Source organism: Sulfitobacter sp. DSM 110093 (genome assembly GCF_022788715.1).
Taxonomy (GTDB): domain Bacteria; phylum Pseudomonadota; class Alphaproteobacteria; order Rhodobacterales; family Rhodobacteraceae; genus Sulfitobacter.
This window is the reverse complement of record NZ_CP085168.1, coordinates 79,017-98,426: the sequence shown is the minus strand read 5'-3', so window position 1 is coordinate 98,426 and position 19,410 is coordinate 79,017. Positions and strand designations below refer to the sequence as shown.

The 19,410-nt window shown below is 56.1% G+C and carries 17 protein-coding genes and 3 pseudogenes; 9 read left to right on the top strand and 11 right to left on the bottom strand.

The window, feature by feature from the left end:
* Positions 1 to 233 precede the first annotated feature (233 nt).
* Entirely contained in the window at positions 234 to 491 is a 258-nt protein-coding gene (locus tag DSM110093_RS17240; protein WP_243267942.1) for a type II toxin-antitoxin system ParD family antitoxin, read from the top strand.
* Positions 481 to 774, top strand: a pseudogene (locus DSM110093_RS17235) (type II toxin-antitoxin system RelE/ParE family toxin). Before DSM110093_RS17240 ends, DSM110093_RS17235 begins: the two are co-directional and overlap by 11 nt.
* A gap of 396 nt (positions 775 to 1,170) precedes the next feature.
* Here the strand turns inward: DSM110093_RS17235 and DSM110093_RS17230 are convergent.
* Together DSM110093_RS17230 and DSM110093_RS17225 are read right to left on the bottom strand one after the other, a co-directional pair.
* The gene (locus DSM110093_RS17230; RefSeq protein ID WP_243267941.1) at positions 1,171 to 1,491 is read right to left on the bottom strand and encodes a type II toxin-antitoxin system RelE/ParE family toxin; all 321 of its coding nucleotides are present in this window, start codon (positions 1,489 to 1,491) and stop codon (positions 1,171 to 1,173) included.
* Positions 1,491 to 1,781 carry a hypothetical protein gene (locus tag DSM110093_RS17225; RefSeq protein ID WP_243267940.1) on the bottom strand — a complete coding sequence of 97 codons (291 nt, stop codon included), beginning with the start codon at positions 1,779 to 1,781 and terminating at the stop codon, positions 1,491 to 1,493. The genes DSM110093_RS17230 and DSM110093_RS17225 overlap by 1 nt, the downstream gene beginning before the upstream one ends.
* Before the next feature lie 227 nt (positions 1,782 to 2,008).
* Here DSM110093_RS17225 and DSM110093_RS17220 point away from each other — a divergent pair.
* Positions 2,009 to 2,187 (top strand): annotated as a pseudogene (locus DSM110093_RS17220) (IS6 family transposase); the annotation flags it as partial.
* Between the two features lie 62 nt (positions 2,188 to 2,249).
* Here DSM110093_RS17220 and DSM110093_RS17215 read toward each other — a convergent pair.
* The 7 genes from DSM110093_RS17215 to DSM110093_RS17185 all read right to left on the bottom strand — a co-directional run bounded on the left by DSM110093_RS17215 (position 2,250) and on the right by DSM110093_RS17185 (position 13,632).
* A complete protein-coding gene (locus DSM110093_RS17215) occupies positions 2,250 to 3,515 on the bottom strand; it encodes a BamA/TamA family outer membrane protein (protein ID WP_243267939.1) in 1,266 nt (421 codons plus the stop codon).
* A gap of 145 nt (positions 3,516 to 3,660) precedes the next feature.
* Positions 3,661 to 4,833 (bottom strand): HlyD family efflux transporter periplasmic adaptor subunit, encoded by a 1,173-nt coding sequence (locus DSM110093_RS17210; RefSeq protein WP_243267938.1) that lies wholly within the window; start codon positions 4,831 to 4,833, stop codon positions 3,661 to 3,663.
* Positions 4,830 to 6,962: a type I secretion system permease/ATPase gene (locus DSM110093_RS17205; protein WP_243267937.1), complete on the bottom strand. Its 2,133-nt coding sequence runs from the start codon at positions 6,960 to 6,962 to the stop codon at positions 4,830 to 4,832. The genes DSM110093_RS17210 and DSM110093_RS17205 overlap by 4 nt, the downstream gene beginning before the upstream one ends.
* 46 nt (positions 6,963 to 7,008) lie before the next feature.
* Complete coding sequence (locus DSM110093_RS17200; RefSeq protein WP_243267936.1) at positions 7,009 to 8,280, bottom strand: TolC family protein; 1,272 nt, start codon at positions 8,278 to 8,280, stop codon at positions 7,009 to 7,011.
* 5 nt (positions 8,281 to 8,285) lie between these two features.
* On the bottom strand, positions 8,286 to 9,047 hold the full coding sequence (locus DSM110093_RS17195; RefSeq protein WP_243267935.1) for a hypothetical protein: 762 nt from the start codon (positions 9,045 to 9,047) through the stop codon (positions 8,286 to 8,288).
* Between the two features lie 273 nt (positions 9,048 to 9,320).
* On the bottom strand, positions 9,321 to 12,497 hold the full coding sequence (locus DSM110093_RS17190; protein ID WP_243267934.1) for a hypothetical protein: 3,177 nt from the start codon (positions 12,495 to 12,497) through the stop codon (positions 9,321 to 9,323).
* Positions 12,498 to 13,155: 658 nt separating this feature from the next.
* Positions 13,156 to 13,632, bottom strand: a complete 477-nt coding sequence (locus DSM110093_RS17185) for a hypothetical protein (RefSeq protein ID WP_243263355.1) — start codon at positions 13,630 to 13,632, stop codon at positions 13,156 to 13,158.
* 899 nt (positions 13,633 to 14,531) lie between these two features.
* Between DSM110093_RS17185 and DSM110093_RS17180 the strand changes: the two genes are divergently transcribed.
* Positions 14,532 to 15,265, top strand: a protein-coding gene (locus tag DSM110093_RS17180; protein ID WP_243267933.1) for an IS5 family transposase whose coding sequence is annotated in 2 segments (ribosomal slippage) — positions 14,532 to 14,853 and positions 14,853 to 15,265 — 735 coding nt in all. Because the reading frame shifts where the segments join, the coding sequence is not laid out codon by codon here.
* A gap of 197 nt (positions 15,266 to 15,462) precedes the next feature.
* Positions 15,463 to 16,422: an IS110 family transposase gene (locus DSM110093_RS17175; protein WP_243265498.1), complete on the top strand. Its 960-nt coding sequence runs from the start codon at positions 15,463 to 15,465 to the stop codon at positions 16,420 to 16,422.
* Here the strand turns inward: DSM110093_RS17175 and DSM110093_RS17170 are convergent.
* Both DSM110093_RS17170 and DSM110093_RS17165 read right to left on the bottom strand, forming a co-directional pair.
* Positions 16,373 to 16,774 (bottom strand): ATP-binding protein, encoded by a 402-nt coding sequence (locus tag DSM110093_RS17170; protein WP_243267932.1) that lies wholly within the window; start codon positions 16,772 to 16,774, stop codon positions 16,373 to 16,375. The genes DSM110093_RS17175 and DSM110093_RS17170 overlap by 50 nt on opposite strands.
* A gap of 43 nt (positions 16,775 to 16,817) precedes the next feature.
* Positions 16,818 to 17,033, bottom strand: a complete 216-nt coding sequence (locus DSM110093_RS17165; RefSeq protein ID WP_243267931.1) for a hypothetical protein — start codon at positions 17,031 to 17,033, stop codon at positions 16,818 to 16,820.
* Positions 17,034 to 17,135: 102 nt separating this feature from the next.
* On the opposite strand from DSM110093_RS17165, the pseudogene DSM110093_RS17160 reads away from it, so the two are divergent.
* The 4 genes and pseudogenes from DSM110093_RS17160 to DSM110093_RS17145 all read left to right on the top strand — a co-directional run.
* Positions 17,136 to 17,435, top strand: a pseudogene (locus tag DSM110093_RS17160) (IS6 family transposase); the annotation flags it as partial.
* Between the two features lie 197 nt (positions 17,436 to 17,632).
* Positions 17,633 to 18,487 carry a universal stress protein gene (locus DSM110093_RS17155; RefSeq protein ID WP_243267930.1) on the top strand — a complete coding sequence of 285 codons (855 nt, stop codon included), beginning with the start codon at positions 17,633 to 17,635 and terminating at the stop codon, positions 18,485 to 18,487.
* Between the two features lie 70 nt (positions 18,488 to 18,557).
* Positions 18,558 to 18,971, top strand: coding sequence for a c-type cytochrome (locus DSM110093_RS17150; RefSeq protein WP_243267929.1), 414 nt, complete (start codon positions 18,558 to 18,560; stop codon positions 18,969 to 18,971).
* Between the two features lie 4 nt (positions 18,972 to 18,975).
* Positions 18,976 to 19,410 carry a CBS domain-containing protein gene (locus tag DSM110093_RS17145; RefSeq protein ID WP_243267928.1) on the top strand — a complete coding sequence of 145 codons (435 nt, stop codon included), beginning with the start codon at positions 18,976 to 18,978 and terminating at the stop codon, positions 19,408 to 19,410.

The window sequence follows — 19,410 nt, the reverse complement described above, 5'->3', positions numbered from 1 at the left end:
GAATGGCCAAAGCTGATATGACGATAACCAAAGTGGCCAATGAGCCGGAATTCCGCACCAAACGCAGTAATTTCCTGCAAACGTAGGGGAAATCTTTCATAACTCCTCCCCGCTTTACTTTATGATAAGCCATTCAATAAAAGACGGACCCATATTTTAGACAATGAATAATGTTCGATGCCAAGTAGATTGGGGCGTACATGCTGGTTCTGCTTTGAAAAAGGATTGTCGATATGCCCCGAAACACGTCCGTAACCCTTGGAACTCACTTTTCAGATTTCATTGTCGAGCAAGTACAGACTGGCCGCTATGGGTCCGCCAGCGATGTTGTGCGGGCAGGCTTGAGACTTCTCGAAGAACATGAAACAAAAATCCGTGCTTTGCAGGATGCGCTGATTGCTGGGGAACAGTCAGGGACGCCGCGCTCTTTCGACAGTGATGCCTTTTTGAGCCGTATGCACGCAAAGCACGCTGCTAAACATGCAGGATAAACCCTATGCGCTTTCGCCACTGACTGAAATCGACCTTGAAGAAATCTGGTTCTACACGTTTCAGAAATGGTCACTTGCGCAGGCTGACAGCTACCACCGTGATTTGATTGCGACGTTCGAGGGGTTGGTATCTGGCACCAAAAGGGGCCGGGAAGTCGATGTGCGCCCCGACTAACTGAAATGCCCGGTCGGATCGCATATGATCTACTTCCGCGACAGTGGCGACCAGATCGAGGTGATCCGTGTGCTGCACCAGCGGCAGGACGCAACTCTCAATCTCTGATAACCACGCTGGCCGGACTGATTTCCACTGATCCGGTCTGTTGATCCAGAGCACCCTTGGTTACCATTTTGAGCTCCCTTCAATAAAAATAGGGCAATCTTCGCCAAAAAACTCAAGCTCGAGAACGCCTCTACCTTCAGGGAGGTCCGCGTTTAGGAACCAGCAGCCAAACAGGTTAATGCCCAAATACGACCTGATTACCTTTGGGAGACTACATCGCCACGCGCAATCGCTTCGCGTCTTTCGGCCAGCTCAGTCTGTTCCAGCGACATCTTGTGTCTTAGGCTGAGGGCAGCTCTCATGCGATAAGGGAGCGGGGTTCGGCACCTCACGTATGCCGATCAGCAGAGGGTACGGATCGGGACATTTTAGATATGCGTTTACATATCATAGTTCTTATAATCGCGTTTCAGTGCTCGTCATCCAATCCTGTCCGCCGAATGCGATCAAGGCGATAAAGAGGCTGTCGACCTCGCGGTCGGGACGAAACACGATCGTGATGCGATACCCTTGCCCGCCGTGCCGGACGAGCCAGCCGTCCAACGGTGCTGAAAGCCGCATGCCGGACGCTGGATTGGCGATGATGTCAGATACAAGCACGTCGATCTCATCAAGACGTCGGCTTGCGGCGGCAAAATCACCGTCCGTGGCCTCAATGATATGATCGACCAAAGCGTTAATATCGTGCGCGATCAGCGGATGGCGGATGACCCGCATCAGGCAGAGCCGCGATCGCCTGCTTGCACGCGCCGAGCGAGATGCTCCCTCGCGTCAGTCGTTATGGTGTCGCCTGTTCGCACTGGTTCCCAGATATCCAGAGGCAGAGCCAAGCGGCGCTGTACCTCGGCCTCGAACAATACCTTCTCACGTGTCCGGGCAGCACGCGCGCGGGCCATCTCTCCCGAGACCGCCGCGCTGACGTTCGGGTATTCTCCGCTCTCAACCAGTTCGCGCGCAAAGGCAAAGGCGGTATCTGTAAAGCTGACGCTCTGCTTGTGGACGCCCATCTCTTCCTCCGCGTGGGTAGTCTATTAGAGCACCATATGCGGATATGGGCAAATCTTCAAGGTAAGCGTGATCAGCTACGCTAACGAAGAACTACATTGTTGTTTGAACCGTGGAGCGCGCTATCGACATTCCGGCAAACGCACTCACTGCCCACGCTGTGGACCTAGAAGCCTGCGAGATCGATTCAGCGCATGTCGCACTTTCTGCCGTTTCACTCTCCTGAATTTTTCGAAAACGAGCGCGGGTGATGCAGACTTTCCGATTGCCGGGTCGTTTATACCGCTTCGTCTCGATGCAACCCGCAACGCCTTCTTCGTACCAGCCCGCCGTCGTTCCGCTCTCACCATCCGTCATCATAGACTCGAAGCATTCGAGGCGTGGATATCCGCGGCAAACGTCGTTTGATCGACAATCGGCATGCCGGCTTGCAAGCTCGGCGCGATAACGCGACCACCCCAGAGCGCCAATTAGAAATGCGTGCTGAGACCCAGACCAAAGGTCTGCCGGGCGTCGCCTGGCTCGCGCTCAAAGGGGCTGGCGACATACAGCGACACAGGGGTCGCTCCAATGTCGAGAGTGACCGACACACCAATGCTGCTGCGGCGATGCCAACCATCATCAATACCCCCATCAAGCGTGTCGTCCAAATCCCAGCTGCCTCCGGTATCCACAAATATGCCCCCAAGGATTGGTGTGTGTAACAGCTCGCCAAAATCACGTTGCAGCTCGATGGATGCCCGTACAAAGTTATTTCCGCCCAAGGCATCCTCTCCATCGCGAGGGCCAATACCTCGCGGGGCAAATCCCCGGAAACTGTCCGCGCCAGGATAGAACCTATCGATGGCCCGAGACGCATTGCCGTCTAAACCGGAAACCGCCCCCGCATCAAATCCAAACAGCAACCGGGTTTTGTCCGCGATTGGAAACTGCATTCTTGCCTCAAAACGGGTATCCGAGAGCAGGTCAGATGTACCGACGTTCCAAAAATACTGATCCAATTTCACGCTGTAACCAAAGGTCTGCCATTGGCCATCACCCTCTTCTGGTTCAGGCCAATTCTTATGCGCCACGCCAAACCGAACATAGGGTGCTGCAATACCGTCGGTCTGTTCGCGCACCAACAAGGCACTGGCGCTCGGATCAAGATCGTAAAGTCGGTGATCTCGGTATCCTATGCCCCCTTCAAACCGTATGGTGGGCACCTGCGTCCAAGCAAGATAGGCTTCGGCTCTTACGGTTTCATAGGTAAAGCTACGGTCATCAAAAGAGTCACGGCCCGCCACGACTTCAAACCCCAAGTCCAGCGACGTCTCAAAGGCTTCTGTTCGATAGAGGTTCGCACTATATCGCTGTATCTCTTCGCCGTATTCAAGGCTCACCGCACCGTAAGTGCGGTCAAACAGGTTATAGCGTTCAAAGGACAGACTGGCTGTCAGCCCGTCCTGGGAGACATAAGCAAGACTTGCATCGATACGGCCCGGCCTTGTGTCCAACTCCTGAACGTCGATAACCAGCAGATCCCCCTCCAGCGATAGGCTCACCGTTTCAAACACGCCGGTCGACATCAGACATTCCTCGATCGCCATCAGCTCCCATTGCGAATAGGCGATCCCGGCTTCGGCACCGCAAGTTTTACGGATATCATCTTCGGGGATAAACTGCGCACCGCGCACTTCCACGCTGCGCACATTCTGTGCCTCAGCTGCTGTGGCCCATGGCAGCACCACTGTCATTGCTGCCGCCAGCGACGCAGATCGAAACACAACGGAAAAGAGAGCGCGGAACGCGCTTGAAGGGGGCAGCAGACAAGGCAAGGGCAGCACTTTCTATGTCGTATTTTGTAGTGGATAGGGCCAGCAGCGGCCCCACCACTTGGGTTTAGTGAAGGCGCGCCTTAAGAATTGGGCGCGTGAGGTAGCTTAAGATGGATCGATCGCCACTCTCAATATCAACTTGAGCAATCATCCCAGGCCGGATTGCGTACTGCTCCCCGAAGCGCTCCAAATAGCTCCGTTCGGTGCGCACCATAACGCGGTAAAAGTCGGCCGGACCTTGGGGCGTATCCTCTTCGACCGTGTCTTCTGAGATCTGCGTAACCACACCGCGCAGATCGCCATAAGTGGCAAAATCATATGCCGTAATCTTGACGCTGGCAGGCATGCCCGGCGCAATCAGCGCAACGTCCCGCGGCTTGACCTTCGTTTCAATGATCAACTGATCATCGGTGGGCGTAATCTGCATGATCGGCTCGCCCGGCTGCACCACGCCCCCGAGCGTGGTGATCTCGATGTTGTTAACCCTGCCCGACACCGGAGATCGGATTTCTGTCCGCCGGAACTCGTCCTGCTTTTGGACCAATTCTTGCTGCATCATCAACAATTTGGCCCGACGCTGAGCCAAATCCTTATAGGCGTCTTGGACATAGACATTGCGGGTTTCGCTGATCTTGCCATCCAGTTCAGCCTTCTTTTGCTCCAGTTGAAGCAAATTAATGCGGCTTACCGATCCATTAAGGGTCAAGGGCCGTGTTATGTCGATCTGCTCCTGAATGGCGAACCGCTCTGCCTCAAGAGCCTCAAGCGAGGCCTCAAGTTTTGTCCGTCTGGCCGTGAACAACTTTAGCTCATTGCGCTCCGAGCTGTTTGGCGCATCGCCAAAATCCAATACGGGGCGCTCAAGAACCTCTGCATCTAGGCGCGCAACCTCTGCAGTCAGCGCTATGATCTCAGACTCCGCTGAGAGAAAAGCCGATTCAGAGCGGGTCGGATCGAGACGCGCCAGCGTCTGACCTTCTTTAACAATGTCACCCTCTTGCACTGCCAATTCCGCCAGAATCCCGCCTTCAAGACTTTGGATCGTCTGCATCCGGCGTAAAGGAATGACACGGCCATCCCCCCGCGTGATCTCATTGATCTGGGCAACAGACGCCCATCCGATGGCAACGATCAAAGTGATGACAACCGTGCGTATCGTCCAGCGCGCGACCTTGAGTGTCTGACGCCGATAGCTGCCATCCAGGTGGCTTACTGGCATGTCATCAACGGTGGTCATTTCACAGCCTGCACCGGTTTGTTCTGAACGGCATTCGCACGTGCTGTGTTAAGAATGCTCAGCAGATCACCGTCGCGCGCCACCCGGCCCTCCTTGAGCACGATCGCGCGTTCGGTAAGCCCTAGCAACTCCCGCTTATGTGTCGAAATAATCGTCGTCCGGCCCTGCAGCCACTCCTTCATATGGGCGATAACCTTGCTTTCAGTGAGATGGTCGAAAGCCGATGTAGGCTCATCCAGCAAGACAATCCGAGGGTCCTGCAGCAGCACCCGCGCAAGGCCAATTGACTGACGTTGCCCCCCTGAGACATTGGCATTGCCCTGAAGTTGCAGATCAAGCCCGCGGACGTGGCGGCGCACGAACGTGCCTAATCCCACCGCATCCAATGCCTCAAGCAGCTCCTCGTCAGAATGCAGCCCATGGTCCAACAAAAGATTGTCCCGCAAAGTGCCTTGGAAAAGCGCGACACTCTGCGGCAGATAGCCAATCTGACGACGCCGGTCGATCGGATCAATCTGGCTTAGAGACAGACTGTCTACAAGCACGCTGCCCGACTGCGGATCCGTCAGACCCGCCATCATGCGCAAGAGGGTCGACTTGCCCGCGCCATTGCCACCAAGAAGCGCGATGCGTTCACCGGCCTTAATCGAAAGCTCAGGAATAGAAAGGATCGGCGGCGCTTGGGGATCGTGCCGGAAGACCACGTCGTCCAGCACAAAACCACCCGAAAGCGAAGGCGCACGGACAAAGTGGCGGTCGTCGGGACGTTCAACGGACAAATCCATGATCTGATCCAACCCCTCCATCGCCGCACGCACATGTTGCCACCGCGCCAGTAGGCCGGCCACCTGCCCCATCGGAGCCATCGTGCGGCCCGAAAGCAATGTGCAGGCGATCAGGCTCCCAACAGTCAATTCACCAGCGCTGATCAAATAAACACCGGTAATGATCACGCCTGCATAGGCCAGCTTTTGCACTGAGCTCACAAGCTGGGTCATAAAATTTGTAATACTGCGGGTCTTAATCGCCGTGGTCGCCATGGTTGCCGTCAACTGCGCATGCGCACGTTGCAAGCGGCCCTCAGCGCGCGACGCCTTCACAGTTTCTAAATTCGAAATCGTTTCCAGCAAAAGCCCGTTCAGCGCGGCAGCCTCACGCGTGTTCTCCCTTGAGGCTTTCCCTAGTTTCTTTTGCATCACCAGACCGGGCAGAACCGTCAAGATCACACCCGCCAGCACCACCAGGGCAATCGGCCCGCCAATGAACCAAATGACCCCCACAAAGATCAGCACAAATGGCAAATCGCAGATCGCGGTCACAGTGCTGGATGTAAAAAACTCGCGGACAGTGGCAAAGTCTCGGACTTGGTTGGCAAAAACCCCAGTTGACGCGGGCTGATGCTTCAGTCGCATGTTCGCGACCTTGTCAAACAGCTGCGCCGACAGCCGCAAATCAAGATCTCGCCCTGAAACATCAACAAGCGTCGAGCGCATAATGCGCAAAACCAACTCCAGAACGATGGCAATTCCCACCCCACTGGCAAGGATCCACAGGGTATCAAAAGCGTTGCTGGGCACGACCCGGTCATAGACCTGCATTGAGAAAAGGGCCGTAGCAACGGCAAGCAAGTTGGCCGCAAAAGAAGCCCAGATAACATCGCGGTAGATGGCCCAGTTGCTAAAAACCGGTCCCAAAATCCAGTGATGCCCGCTTTTGGAAGCGTCCAGCCGACTGCTCACAATATCAATTGGCTTGGATATCAAGACGCGCCCGTCATGCATCTCATCAAGCTTACTGCGCGTCCATAATGCGCGCCCGCCACCCGATTCCGGCAAGATAACCCGTGCTTGGGTCTCTGGGAGACCCTCCAGAACTATGGTGCGTCCGTCCTTTAGAAAGACCAATGCGGGCAGGCAGTGGGCAGGCAGAGTATCCAGAGATTCCCGGCTAATACGACAACTCATGTTGACCCGCCGCAGGGCGAGAGACGCCAAATGCTCATCTTGAGCGGCATCACCCGACTTTGGCAGGCCGTCGGTCAGCTGCTCTGCCGAGGTCGTCACCCCTTGCACCCGGCAAAGCTCAACAATGCCAGCGATCAAGGGGCCCGCGAAGTCATGGTCTTTCATCTCTGCTCCCCATTAATCATAGTGCCCTCAATTACCGCCCCGAGTACTAAGATGCGGCATTGAGTATCAGTGTGCCAAGAACACCCAGATCATGCGCGGCTTGGTATTCCGTGCGCTTGCGCTCGTCATAGGTGTCAATCTTCTCGATTTCGGAATCGTAAAGGTCACGGCCTGTGGTCAGCAGGTCCAAAATCTCACGCTGACCGCCAATGAACTGTTGCTCGTAATTGTCGAGCACCCGCTGCGCTTCAAGCAGCTGCTGCGACCGTGCGGTCTCGGTTCTGCGAAGAATGCTAATCTGCTGCAGTGCACTGGTCGCCGTATTTGTCAGCTCCCGCTCGGTGAACACCAATGTGGATTTTGCCGCCTGCAGGTTCAGTTCAGCAGATTGAATCTGCCGGCGCCCAAGTCCGCTGGAACTAAGGTCCACCCCCGTGGAAAGCCCGAGGGCCGCGCTGCTTTTACCGCCGTTCAGTGCGGCGCGGCCCTGTGCCTGCAACTTAATCGTGGGCATGCGTGATGCCTTGGCGGTCTCCACGCCAGCCGCAGCCTCGTCCGCCCCCGCGCGGGCAGCAACATAATCTGGGGCAATGCGCACCGCAGACCGGATTTTTGCGGCCTCAGCATAGCGACGGGCATACCCAAGATCAGGGGGCGCCACGATGGAGCCCACCTGGCGACCGACGAGGAAATCAATCTGAGACAATGCGATACTGCGGTTCGCCACGAGCTGTGACAGCTGGTCTTCTGCACGTGCGATCTCCAGTCGGGCACGCGCAACTTCGCCATTGTCGCCGATCCCTGCCTGGGCACGGGCCTCCGCCTGGCCGGCAATCCGCTGAGCAAACGCGGTATAATCGCGGGTCCGCTCGATCTTACGGTCCATCACCTCAACATCGATAAAATATTCGGCCACTTGAAGGGTCAGGCCCTCTACAGCCATTTTCAAATCAGAGACCGCCTGCACACGGACATGAGATGCCGCATTAATCTTACTGCGGATCAATCCCCAGTCGAACAGGACCTGTGAAACCGTCAGGGTAATACCGGGGCCATCGGAATCTGTGGTCGACGTATCACCCGACACGCTGATGCTCGGGTAATATTCATCCCGGGCCGCTTGGATGTCTATTGATCGACTGGCAACTTTTTGGCGAAGTGCAGAGACTTCACCGTCCCGTTCCGTGGCTTGCAATACGGCTGTGCGCAACGATATCTGCGCGGCAACCGGCGTTGCCAGAGTTAGAACAAGCGCGATCGCAGCTGTGGAATAAAACCAACCAGCAGCGCACCTGAAAACATTCTGGTTGCGCCTCATAACCCTCATCCAACAAACTCCGTCATTAACTCTGCCAGCAAATCTTGCTGGTATTCCATGTCCATAGGCATATCTGCACCCCCGACAAATGCACCTTCCATGGTGTCATCCGCCGGGTCGGCACCTTCCATAGCCGCGCCCTCGGGCGCTTCGGCGGTCTCAGGGCCGGTGGTCGACACCTCTGAATCGTATTCCTCGGGCGTCAATCTGTCGGGTTCGGCGCCGATCACTTCGTCGACTGCAAGTGAGAGCTCTGCCGTCTCACTTTGCGCCGCCACGGGCGCGCCGTCATCATCGCTTCCTGAAAGGAAATTGACCCCCGCTCCAAGTGAAAGGCCTGTGCCCGCCAGGAGGAGCGGGCTGGACCAATCCATGCCCTCCCCAGCACTCTCTTGAACGCCGGGCTGCTCAGCTTGCAATGCCGCCGCGCCCTCAGCGTCGTGCACAGTATGCTCTGCCACATCGCCATCAGTGCTATAGGTCGGCTCGGGCCCCATCAGCCCCGTCACAAAAGCCTCCCCGTCCGGCAGAAGCAGACGACTGAAGTCCCCTTCCTCACCGATCACGAAGAAGTCCTGTACCAGCAGCGTTTTTCCATCCGCGAAACTCAAGGCTAAATCGGACCCTAGCTTGTCGGATGCGACGATTGCCGGGGTCCCCTGCGCAAGCGAAATATCAGCCGGCGCGCCCAACGACATGTTTGAGACAGCTTGCACGTCCTCATTTCCAGAGGAGCCTCTTTGCTTAAGCTTTACGCCAACGGACACGGCATGCCCCTTCTCAAAATGCGCGCTCACAATCGCCTAGCGCCATAGTGTAAATCGTCAACCAACCTAAAGTAGTTTGCTTAGAACTTTTTCAGACTTTCGTTACAAGGGCAAACGCCCTGCACCTAAAAGGATGCAGTCCAATTGAGCCCATTTTGTGACAAAATTGAAAAATACCACCTTAAGAATGGCTTAAATCGTAATCGATACGACAAGGACGGCTAAGGCGGGAGCCGCCATAGCCGTCAGTTCTGACTGTTCGCACAATGCCTATCAGGCATTGTCGTTGTCGAAGGTCTCCTGGAGCAATCCACCTAAGAGAGAGTGCCCTTGATCCGCACCCTGATCAAAGAGAATGTCGAGCGCGCCTTCGACAGCACCCGCTTCGGCAACCGCAGCATCTTCGACACCAAGCAGTTCGCCTTCTTCTTCGGCCATCGCATCGCTGCCAAACAGCGCATCGAAAGCCCCCTCCTCGCCGGTGATGTCGCTCACACCGCCCGCAAGGATGTCGTTCAACAGATTGTCGACCTCAGCATCAGGCGCATCATCCCCGATCGGATCGGACAGGCCAAGCACGTCTTGCTCAACCAAGCTGCCCGTAAGCCCTTGTTCACCCGTCAGCCCGGCGAACAGATCGTCACCCTCGCCACCCTCAACAACATTGAGGCCAAATACATCAACCTCTCCGAGCAGCCCGTCGAGAAGTGCGTCGCTGGGGTCCAGAAGTGTTTCAACAGACCCCAATAGGTCTTCAGTGTCCCCGGCGACCAACGTGTCGAGGAAGCCGTCATCTCCTGCGTCTTCCGTCACCGGCACATCATCAAGCAAGGCAGCGCCAGAAACGTCAGCCTCTGATGAGGTATCAGGTGTATCTGTGGGAGCGACCGGGTCGGTCTCATCTTGCCCTATCAACGTTTGGGCATCGTTAGGTTCAGCCGTCACGCCCTCTGAGAGACCTGCAACTGGCCCTTCGGTCAGAGGCGGAACCACAGCCGACGCAGCCTGGCCGCCCAGCAGTCCGCCAAGGATACCCCCAACAATAGGTACCTCATTAACCACGCTTCCAGCGCCCAAGACTGCATTGCTGGCAGGCTCAGCGTTTGCGGACCCGTCCTCCAAGGCATCTGAAACCTCAGGGGTCGTCGTATCGGTCAGCTCAGCTGGAACGTCCTCTTCGACCTCAGCGGCACCGCCGCCCCCCAGCAATCCGCCCAGAAGCCCACCAACCAGTCCGTCGCTGCCAAGAGCACCGCCGACAAGGCCATCATCACCAATAATACCGTCAACCAGCCCGCCATCGCCAAGCACGCCGTCAGCAACTTGGGTTACAGTCTCGGACCCCGTCTCCAGAACACCTGAAACCTCAGTGATCCCCGTATCGGTCAGCTCAGCTGGAACGTCCTCTTCGACCTCAGCGGCACCGCCCCCCAGCAATCCGCCCAGAAGCCCACCAACCAGTCCGTCGTTGCCAAGAGCACCACCGACAAGGCCATCATCACCAATAATACCGTCAACCAGCCCGCCATCGCCAAGCACGCCGTCAGCAACTTGGGTTACAGTCTCGGTCCCCGTCTCCAGAACACCTGAAACCTCAGTGATCCCCGTATCGGTCAGCTCAGCTGGAACGTCCTCTTCTACCTCAGCGGCACCGCCCCCCAGCAATCCGCCCAGAAGCCCACCAACCAGTCCGTCGCTGCCAAGAGCACCGCCAACAAGGCCATCATCGCCGAGAAGCTCATCGACAACACCGTCGTCGCCCAGAAGACCGCCGACCAAACCATCGTCGCCAAGGGCACCGCCGACAAGGCCATCTTCACCAATAATACCGTCAACCAGCCCGCCATCGCCAAGCGCGCTTTCAGCAGGAACGATCTCTGCGGCCTCAGAGCCGCCCCCGCCCAGCAATCCGCCAAGAAGACCGCCATCACCGAGCAGGCCATCAACAACACCGTCGTCCCCGAGAAGACCTCCAACCAAACCGTCGTCGCCCAGCACCACATCGACAACACCGTTGTCACCCAGCACGCCGCCGACAAGGCCATCATCGCCAAGCAGGCCACCAACAACGCCGTCGTCGCCCAGAAGACCGCCGACCAAACCGTCGTCGCCTAGCACTACATCGACGACACCGTTGTCACCCAGCACGCCGCCGACAAGGCCATCATCGCCTAGCAGGCCACCAACAACGCCGTCGTCGCCCAGAAGACCACCGACCAAACCGTCGTCGCCTAGCACCACATCGACGACACCGTTGTCACCCAACAGGCCTCCAACAAGGCCATCATCGCCTAGCAGGCCACCAACAACGCCGTCTTCGCCCAGAAGACCACCGACCAAACCGTCGTCACCTAGCACCACATCGACGACACCGTTGTCACCCAACAGGCCGCCGACAAGGCCATCATCGCCAAGCAGGCCACCAACAACGCCGTCTTCACCAAGCAGGCCACCGACCACACCATCGTCGCCTAGCAAATTATCAACAACGCCGTCTTGACCAAGAAGGCCCCCAACGAGGCCATCATCACCAAGGAGATTATCAACAAGACCATCATCGCCGAGCAGACCGCCAACCAAGCCGTCTTCCCCAAGAACCCCGCCGACAAGGCCATCAACAAGACCACCTTCGCCCAGCACCGAATCAATAACACCGCCGTCGCCAAGCAGGCCCGAGACGATGCCATCCTCGCCGAGGAGAACGCCCACCACGCCATCCTCGCCCAGAACGGAATCAAGCAAGCTGCCCTCTCCGAGAACACCGTCGAGCAGACCATCCACGAGACCGCCATCGCCGATCACCGACCCGACGATCGACCCAACCGGCCCGTCATCACCCGGAATATCGTCAGGCAGCAAGCTGTCGCCAGGCACAATCGTAATGGTAGAGACGACCTTCTCACCCCCACTCGCACCAACATTGGGCTGCGTTCCAGCAGGCGAATTGACCGGCGCGCTCCGCGCGTCCTGCACAACCTCCCCGACAACAGCGCTTGGGTCGATCGCAATGTGAGACGTCAGCTGGCTTTCTTGCACCCCCGGCGTGACCGCTATGTCATAACTCGCCGTATCAGACGCTTCTGCTGCAAGAGGATCAGCGCCGAGGTGAGCCTCAATCGCAGCGCCATCAGGCTGAAAATCACCGCCAATACCCTCGGCACCGACAACATCCGCCGCGCCCGTGCTGGGCCCTTGGGGGTCACCCTTAGCAAGAGAAGCCAGAACGTCAGCGCCAGGGAGCGTCGCCGCGAACGCCATCAAACCGTCTTGAGACGCACTTTGCGCCGCCAGCCCCATGCCAATCGCACCAGCAGTAACAGAAATCCCAGTACTGCGCGCACCCGTGTCGCCCGCAGCCCGCAACAATGGCGTCGGAATCGAAGCGTATCCGACTTGCTCGGCGACCTGTACGCGCCCCTGCACGCCTTTGCTGCTCTCAAACTTGCCCAACTGGCAGCTCCATACTTATGCGCAACCGCGCGTCACGTGACGCGCTGCACCAATCCCAAAAACCCCGTCTCGCCAGAAGCAATCACAGGGGGCTCCTATACTTTTTATCGTACATAGCCCGGCGTGACGCTTGTCCAGTTAAACATACCAAAGGATTAACACCTTACTATAGTATGGCCTCCAACCCCATCTGGCAAGAAAATCAAGCCTAACGCTACGGAAACAATCCCGCATGATTGTTGGAGCACGGCCCAAAAGCCACACAACTCACCTAACCGAGAACCCAAGAAGAGCTGAATTTGGCTAAAAAGACCCCTCTCCACCCCCAATCATGCACAAAAAGCTGCTTAAACAACGCTCTCCGCAGCCGTCCCGATAACCCTCAGCCACATCCAGCCTTCTCGACAGTCGCGCTTCATGCTCTTGATATCTTTCGACAGCACTGCCCCAGATTCGGAGAATCCGTCGGTCGGTCGTACAAAGAAATTTCAATAAAGCCGGGTAGAGATTTTATCTCATGAGCCCTGAGCGACATCCGCGCGCCAAAGCAAAGACGCAGATCGGCCTCCGGTGTCTCTGCTAAAAGCTTCGAGAACCAGCGCGCCGAGCCGCCGTGACACGCAATCTTCGCTATGCCGTTGCCGCCACCGGAATAGGATCAGTCCATGGCCAGCTTGGCCGTCAAGTCCGACATGACCCTGTCGACAAGAATGTTGATCAACCGCTCTTGAGCGCTGTTTCGCATCAACGTTGGAAAATCATCATCCGTCGAAAACGAAGTAAAAGACTCCACCGCTCCAGAGGCCAGCACCTTACCGTCCGCCTCATCAAACAGTTGGTAATTTACCTTTCCAATAACCTGACTGCGGCTCACGTCCCTGATATCCAGACCAACTTCAGAGAGTGATAGGTTATATCTCAAAGTCTTTTGGGCTTGAGAGTTGCGTGTAAGACGCTCTTCCATGCCCCGAACGAACAAATACTCTTCCCGGTTGCCCGGGGGGGCCACCTGAATGTCCGACAATGTTTGGCTGATCGACGATCCAGTCCCGTAGATTGGGGTAAAACCACAGCCGGCAAGACTGCCAATCATGAATAGGGCTGCGGATACATAAATCGCTCGTAGAGGTCGCATTGGACTATCCTTGTTCAATGTAAGCTTCGCACCTTGAGGCCCCAAGCATCAGCCACGCACAGACATTTTGCCCATGCATCAAATACCAACAACGGCGCACCCTATAGGCTTTCTTCTATGCACAAATATACGGCTTCCGACCAGCCCGACTTTAAACACAATCCTGACGTGACGAGACCCAAATTAGTAAGCACACCTCGATTTGACCACGGCTGTTATGCGGGCCCTGGTACAAAAGTGCCCCACTTGCATCTATCGCCCCCCAAAGCTTCAGAGGCTAGATTGCTTCGCTCTGCCCGGAACAAAGCACCATACAGCAGGCAAATTTTATATCCACGCCACTCCCCCATCTTCAGACCTTACTGAAGCTCAAAACCTCGACTATGAAGAGGGCCTAGCAACAAAGCGGCCACATCCCCCAAATGCTCTATGTATCAGTACATATACCGAAAACTGCAGGCACGAGCTTCGCCAAATCATTGGAGCAAGCGTTCGCCCCAAGTGAGGTTCAGCTCGATTACCACCACGAGCGCGATCACGCTTTAGTTGCCGCGCAAGGCGTGGAGGCCGCCAAAACACATCAAGAATGGCTTTCGCCTCCGTTGCTTCAATTGGCATGGCGGTACCGAAAAGATCTAGCCGAACTCCCAAAGTCCATCAGGCTGGTGCACGGCCATTTCCCAGCCCGGAAATACCATCGAGCACTGACATGGCGTAAACCATTCTATATCACTTGGGTGCGCGAACCTTTTGCACGGGCGATCTCAAACTACTTCTATTGGCAAAGCTTTGATGCAAACACGATGCCAGACCCCTTAGTGAGAACAATCTTGTTAGGCTCAGGACCCATTGATTATCGCGGAGCCGCATGATTCACCGTCCGAAAACAGAGCGGTGATATGTCTGATCTTTTCTGGCTGAACGATGCGCAGATGGCGCGGCTGGAGCCCTACTTTCCGAAATCCCATGGCAAACCACGTGTGGATGATCGGCGGGTTTTAAGCGGGATTATTTTCATCAATCGCAATGGTTTGCGATGGCGAGATGCGCCTAAGGAGTATGGCCACCACAAGACGCTCTATAACCGTTGGAAGCGTTGGAGCGACAAAGGCATTTTCGCACAGATGATGGTGGGACTGGCTGCCGAGCACAGCGAAAAGAATACCGTGATGATCGATGCTACCTACCTGAAGGCTCATCGCACAGCGTCCAGTTTGGGCGTCAAAAAGGGGGGCGTGGACGTCTTATTGGACGAACCAAAGGCGGCATGAACACCAAACTTCATGCAATCTGCGATAGCCGGGGGCGCCCACTCAACCTGTTCGTAACGGCAGGACAGGTGAGCGACTACATAGGTGCGCGAGCGCTTTGCGATAGTCTTCCGGATGTCGATTGGCTGCTCGGCGATCGCGGCTACGACGCCGACTGGTTCAGAGAAGCATTAAAAGACAAGGGGATACACGCCTGCATCCCCGGACGAAAACAGCGGAAGGCGACGGTGAAGTATGACAAGCGCAGATACAAACGCGGCAGACTCAAGGACTGGCGGCGCGTTGCCACTCGCTACGACCGATGCCCAAAGGTCTTCCTCTCAGCCATCGCTCTCGCCGCCACTGTCATCTACTGGCTATGAGTCCTGAGCCTTCTGTATCTCAGTTTTGCTATGTTGCCCCCGTCAGCCGCCTTGGCCGAGGTCGCTGACGGGGCGGTGTATGGCGTCTGAGCCTTGTGGGTTTGACCACGTTTGCTAGCGAGCCAGCGCCGTCTCTCTTCATCATCTCGAACAGTTGAATGTGGCCAATCAGGACCACGGACCAGAAGGAAGAGAACATGGATAAGTTAACACACTCTGCGATCATCGGCACAGATGTCAGCCGCGATTGGCTGGATATTCACTGCCTGCCAGGCGGACAGCGACAGCGCCTGCCCAACACTGAGGAAGGCCACGCGCAGATTGCCGACCTGGCGGCTTCACTCAACGCGCTTGTGTGCTTTGAGGCGACTGGTGGGCAAGAATGGCGCTTGTGGTCTGCTCTGGATGCCGCAGCAATCGCGACACGGCAATTGCCACCCGCTCAGATCAAAGCCTTCGCCGCCAGCCGTGGCACACGCGCCAAGACGGACCGGATCGACGCGGAGCTTATCGCGCGGTTCATGGTCTTCAGACCTGATGCCGGGCGCAACCTGCCGCACGAAAAGATACGCGTTCTCAGAGCCTTGGTATCAAAACGCGGTCAGCTCGTGGAAACGCGGAAGCGACTTCTGGCGCAGGTCAAGGCGCATGGGAAGTTGGGGTCGTCTGACATATTTGCGAGTATGGATGATGAGTTGAAAACCCTTCTCGACCACCAAATAGCAGACCTTGAGGCTCAGATCGAACAGGCCATTGCGGCGGATGAAACGCTTGCCAAAACCGCCAACATCTTGCGCTCCGTTCCTGGCATTGGCCCTGTCGCCAGCACCATGTTGATCGCCGAGATGCCCGAACTCGGCCAAATCTCAGGCGAGCAGGCCGCAGCGCTCACGGGCCTTGCCCCCATTGCCCACGACAGCGGCGCGATGCGCGGCAAGCGTGCAATTGCCGGTGGTCGACGACTGCTTCGGCATGTCATGTTCCAAGCTGCCCTCGTTGCCAGCCATCACAACCCAGTCCTCAGAATCTTCGCCGATCGACTGCGCAACGCCGGAAAATCACACAAGGTTATCATCACAGCCGTTGCGCGAAAACTCGTCACAATCGTCAATGCGCTCGTGAAAGCAGATCAGAAATGGCGCACTCAGAGCGCTTGAGAAATACAGTTGCTAGCTCGATCCAGAAAACCGATCCTTCCCCTTCGACCGAGCTGAATCCCACCTGTCCGCCAAGCAGATCCATCAGTTGCTTTGTGATACTCAGTCCAAGACCGCTGCTTTTGTTTGCGCTAGTGGTCCTGGGGTCAATCTGACGAAAGGGGGTGAAGATGTCGGGCTGCAGGGCCACGGGTATGCCAATCCCATGGTCGGTGACTTCGATCCGCACTTTGTCGCTGATCCGCGTCAAGCGGACTTCAACCAAATCCCCGGTGGAGATAAATTTGGCGGCATTGGAGGTCAGGTTGTTCAAGACTTGCGTGACCCGTGCGCTGTCATTGATGGTGATCACCGGTTCATGGGGGGTGTGGACAGCGTAGCAGACCCTTATTTTTTCAAGCGTAGCCTTGGCAATTCTCGACCGCGGCTGTGACCACTTGGTTGAGATTAACCGTCTGGCGTTTTACAGAAACTTTCCCTTCACTTAAGGCTTGGGCATCCAAGATATCGTTGACGAATGTCAGGATTCGATCTCCATTACGGTCAGCGACATCGAGCAGTTTCAGTGCGTTTGGGTCTTTTAGTGCGTCGCCGACCCTTGCTTTCAGCAAGGACGACCTGCCTAAGAGCGAGGTGAGCTACTCATGGCTAGCCACACTCATGAAGTTCATTTTCAGGCGCGCTGCTGAGGTTACTTCTTCAGCCCGAACGCGATCAATACGGTCAAACAGCGCTCAAGTGGGGCTGCCAAGTGGGAGGTCGCGAACGGCCTTGATCATTGGTCAAACAAGGGGCTCGACAACCGCGCCGAGAACAGCCGTTTGCCCTTCCGGAAGCGAGAACGGGTGATGCAAGGCTTCCGATCGCCGGCTGGACTACAATCCTTCGTATCTATGCATTCCGCAACCCGCAATTGTTTCTCTGTTCCAGCCCGCTGCCGCTCTGCCCTTACCATCCACTACAATCAGCTCGAAGCATTCAAGGCGTGGGAAGCCGTGACACATGCCGGTTGATCAATGAACGGCGCCAACTGGCAAACTCGGCGGGTCAACGTGACAATACCGGGCAAAATCTACTTTAAAGTGAGGGGTGTCGCGGGGGGCAGGTCAATGATGCAACGACTCACCGAAAAACGGTCGCATTGATCTACATCAAAGCGTTTATTGTAATGAGGATATATGCTCAGGCCAATCTTGGAAGGAGCGCTAAAATGCAAAATACAACGGTCACGGTCGTTCTCGGAGCGCGTGCGCGACCGGAACAATTGGATACGCTGTGCCGCATGGCGCGAGAACGCAACATTTTTCTGATTGTCCTGTTGCTTTGTGAAGTGCCTCCAGTTCCTGTTTCTGCTATCGGCATCGGAGAGTTCAGCGCCTATTCTCTACCCCACGGATGGCAAGCAGATGTAGACGACGCGAACCTTGCCTTAGAAGTACAGCGTCGCGATTTATCTCAATATTTTGTAGACCAAGGTGCGCGCTCCGAAGTACGCGCTGTTTGCGGCGAGGCTGCGGGATTGCGCCACGCTGTCGTGCGTGCGGGTTTGACCTGTGATTGCATTCTCATCGGTGATGACCTGCGCTTCGACCAGCGGCTGTTCAACAATATCGTTCAGGCGGCACTATTTGATTCGTCGGCGGCAGTCATGCTGAACGCTATGAGCGCTGCTGCGGCTTTGTCCCCAGAATCTGCTTTTGTGGCGTGGAAACTGGGGATGCCAGCGACACGCGCTATCCGAGCAGCACTCCCCGCCCTTCAGATTGCAGAGGAGGTCACAGTTGCAATTTTTGACCCTATTTCGACAGTTTTTTACGATGGAGAAAATCCAGGCTCCGACGTTGCTGCTTGGCTGAACCACCAAGGGTGCAGCGTCACCATACAGCAGTATCCAAGCGGCGGTCAGGAAATCGGCGCCGGCATATTGAAGCGCGCGAAAGAAAATGAAACCGACCTAATCGTCATGGGCGCGTATGACCATTCGCGTCTGCGCGAAACCGTCTTTGGGGGGACTACCCGAACGCTAATAGAACAGCGCGATTGGCCGGTTCTACTGTGTCATTGACCGTGACATTGGGGTCCGAAAGAACAACGCAATTTGCAAACTGAAAACAGATTTAAAGGTAACACATACCATGCACCTTCGATTAGCAATAATCTCTGTATTGTCCTGCGCCCTCCTTTCGGCCTGCACAGAACGGTTTGTCGCAGATCCCGATGCGGTCCGCGAAGGTCAGCGCATCTACTTGCAGGAATGCGCAGCCTGTCATGGCGCCCTTGGAGGAGGTGCCGGGCCGGCCTCGTTGGGACTGAGCACCATTCCCCCGGATTTGGCCGGTCTCAAACAGCGGAACGGTGGATATTTTCCGCGAGAGTTTGTCGGCCGGTTCATCATGGGTCGTTTGGAGAAGGACGATCCTTTCTCGCCGATGCCTGATTTTTCTGCGGTCGGCTTGCGTCATGTTTATCCCAATGGAGGCGCGGATGGCGAGGTATTAGAAACAGATTTTGCAAATCTGCTCGACTATCTTGAAGCAATTCAACGGTAAAGCGATGAGGAGGCAGGTAATTTCGCACGGATCCCGGCTCGCAGCTGGCGGCCCCATAGTCGCCAGCCTCATGATCCGCGACCCGATGACGGTCACACCGGAGCTATCTTTGGCGGAGCTCGCCGATGCAGTGTTCCTAAAGCATGGAATCAGCTTTGTTCCCGTAATCGAAAACGAGGTTCTTTTGGGGTATGTCGACGCTCGGATTGTGCAGAAAATTGATCTCGAAAACAGGACGACGACAATAGTTGATGATGTTGTCGAGAGTACAAATAAGGACAATACCGTTTGTTACGGTTCAACGGCGGTGGAACTCATGGATACTGTAAAGCGCACCGGCAGGCGCAAGTTCCTTGTCGCAGATCGGCAGAAACTTGTCGGGGTTATAACGCTGTCAGATCTCACGTCCGTTCTTACGATATCTGACGGCATCGAATAG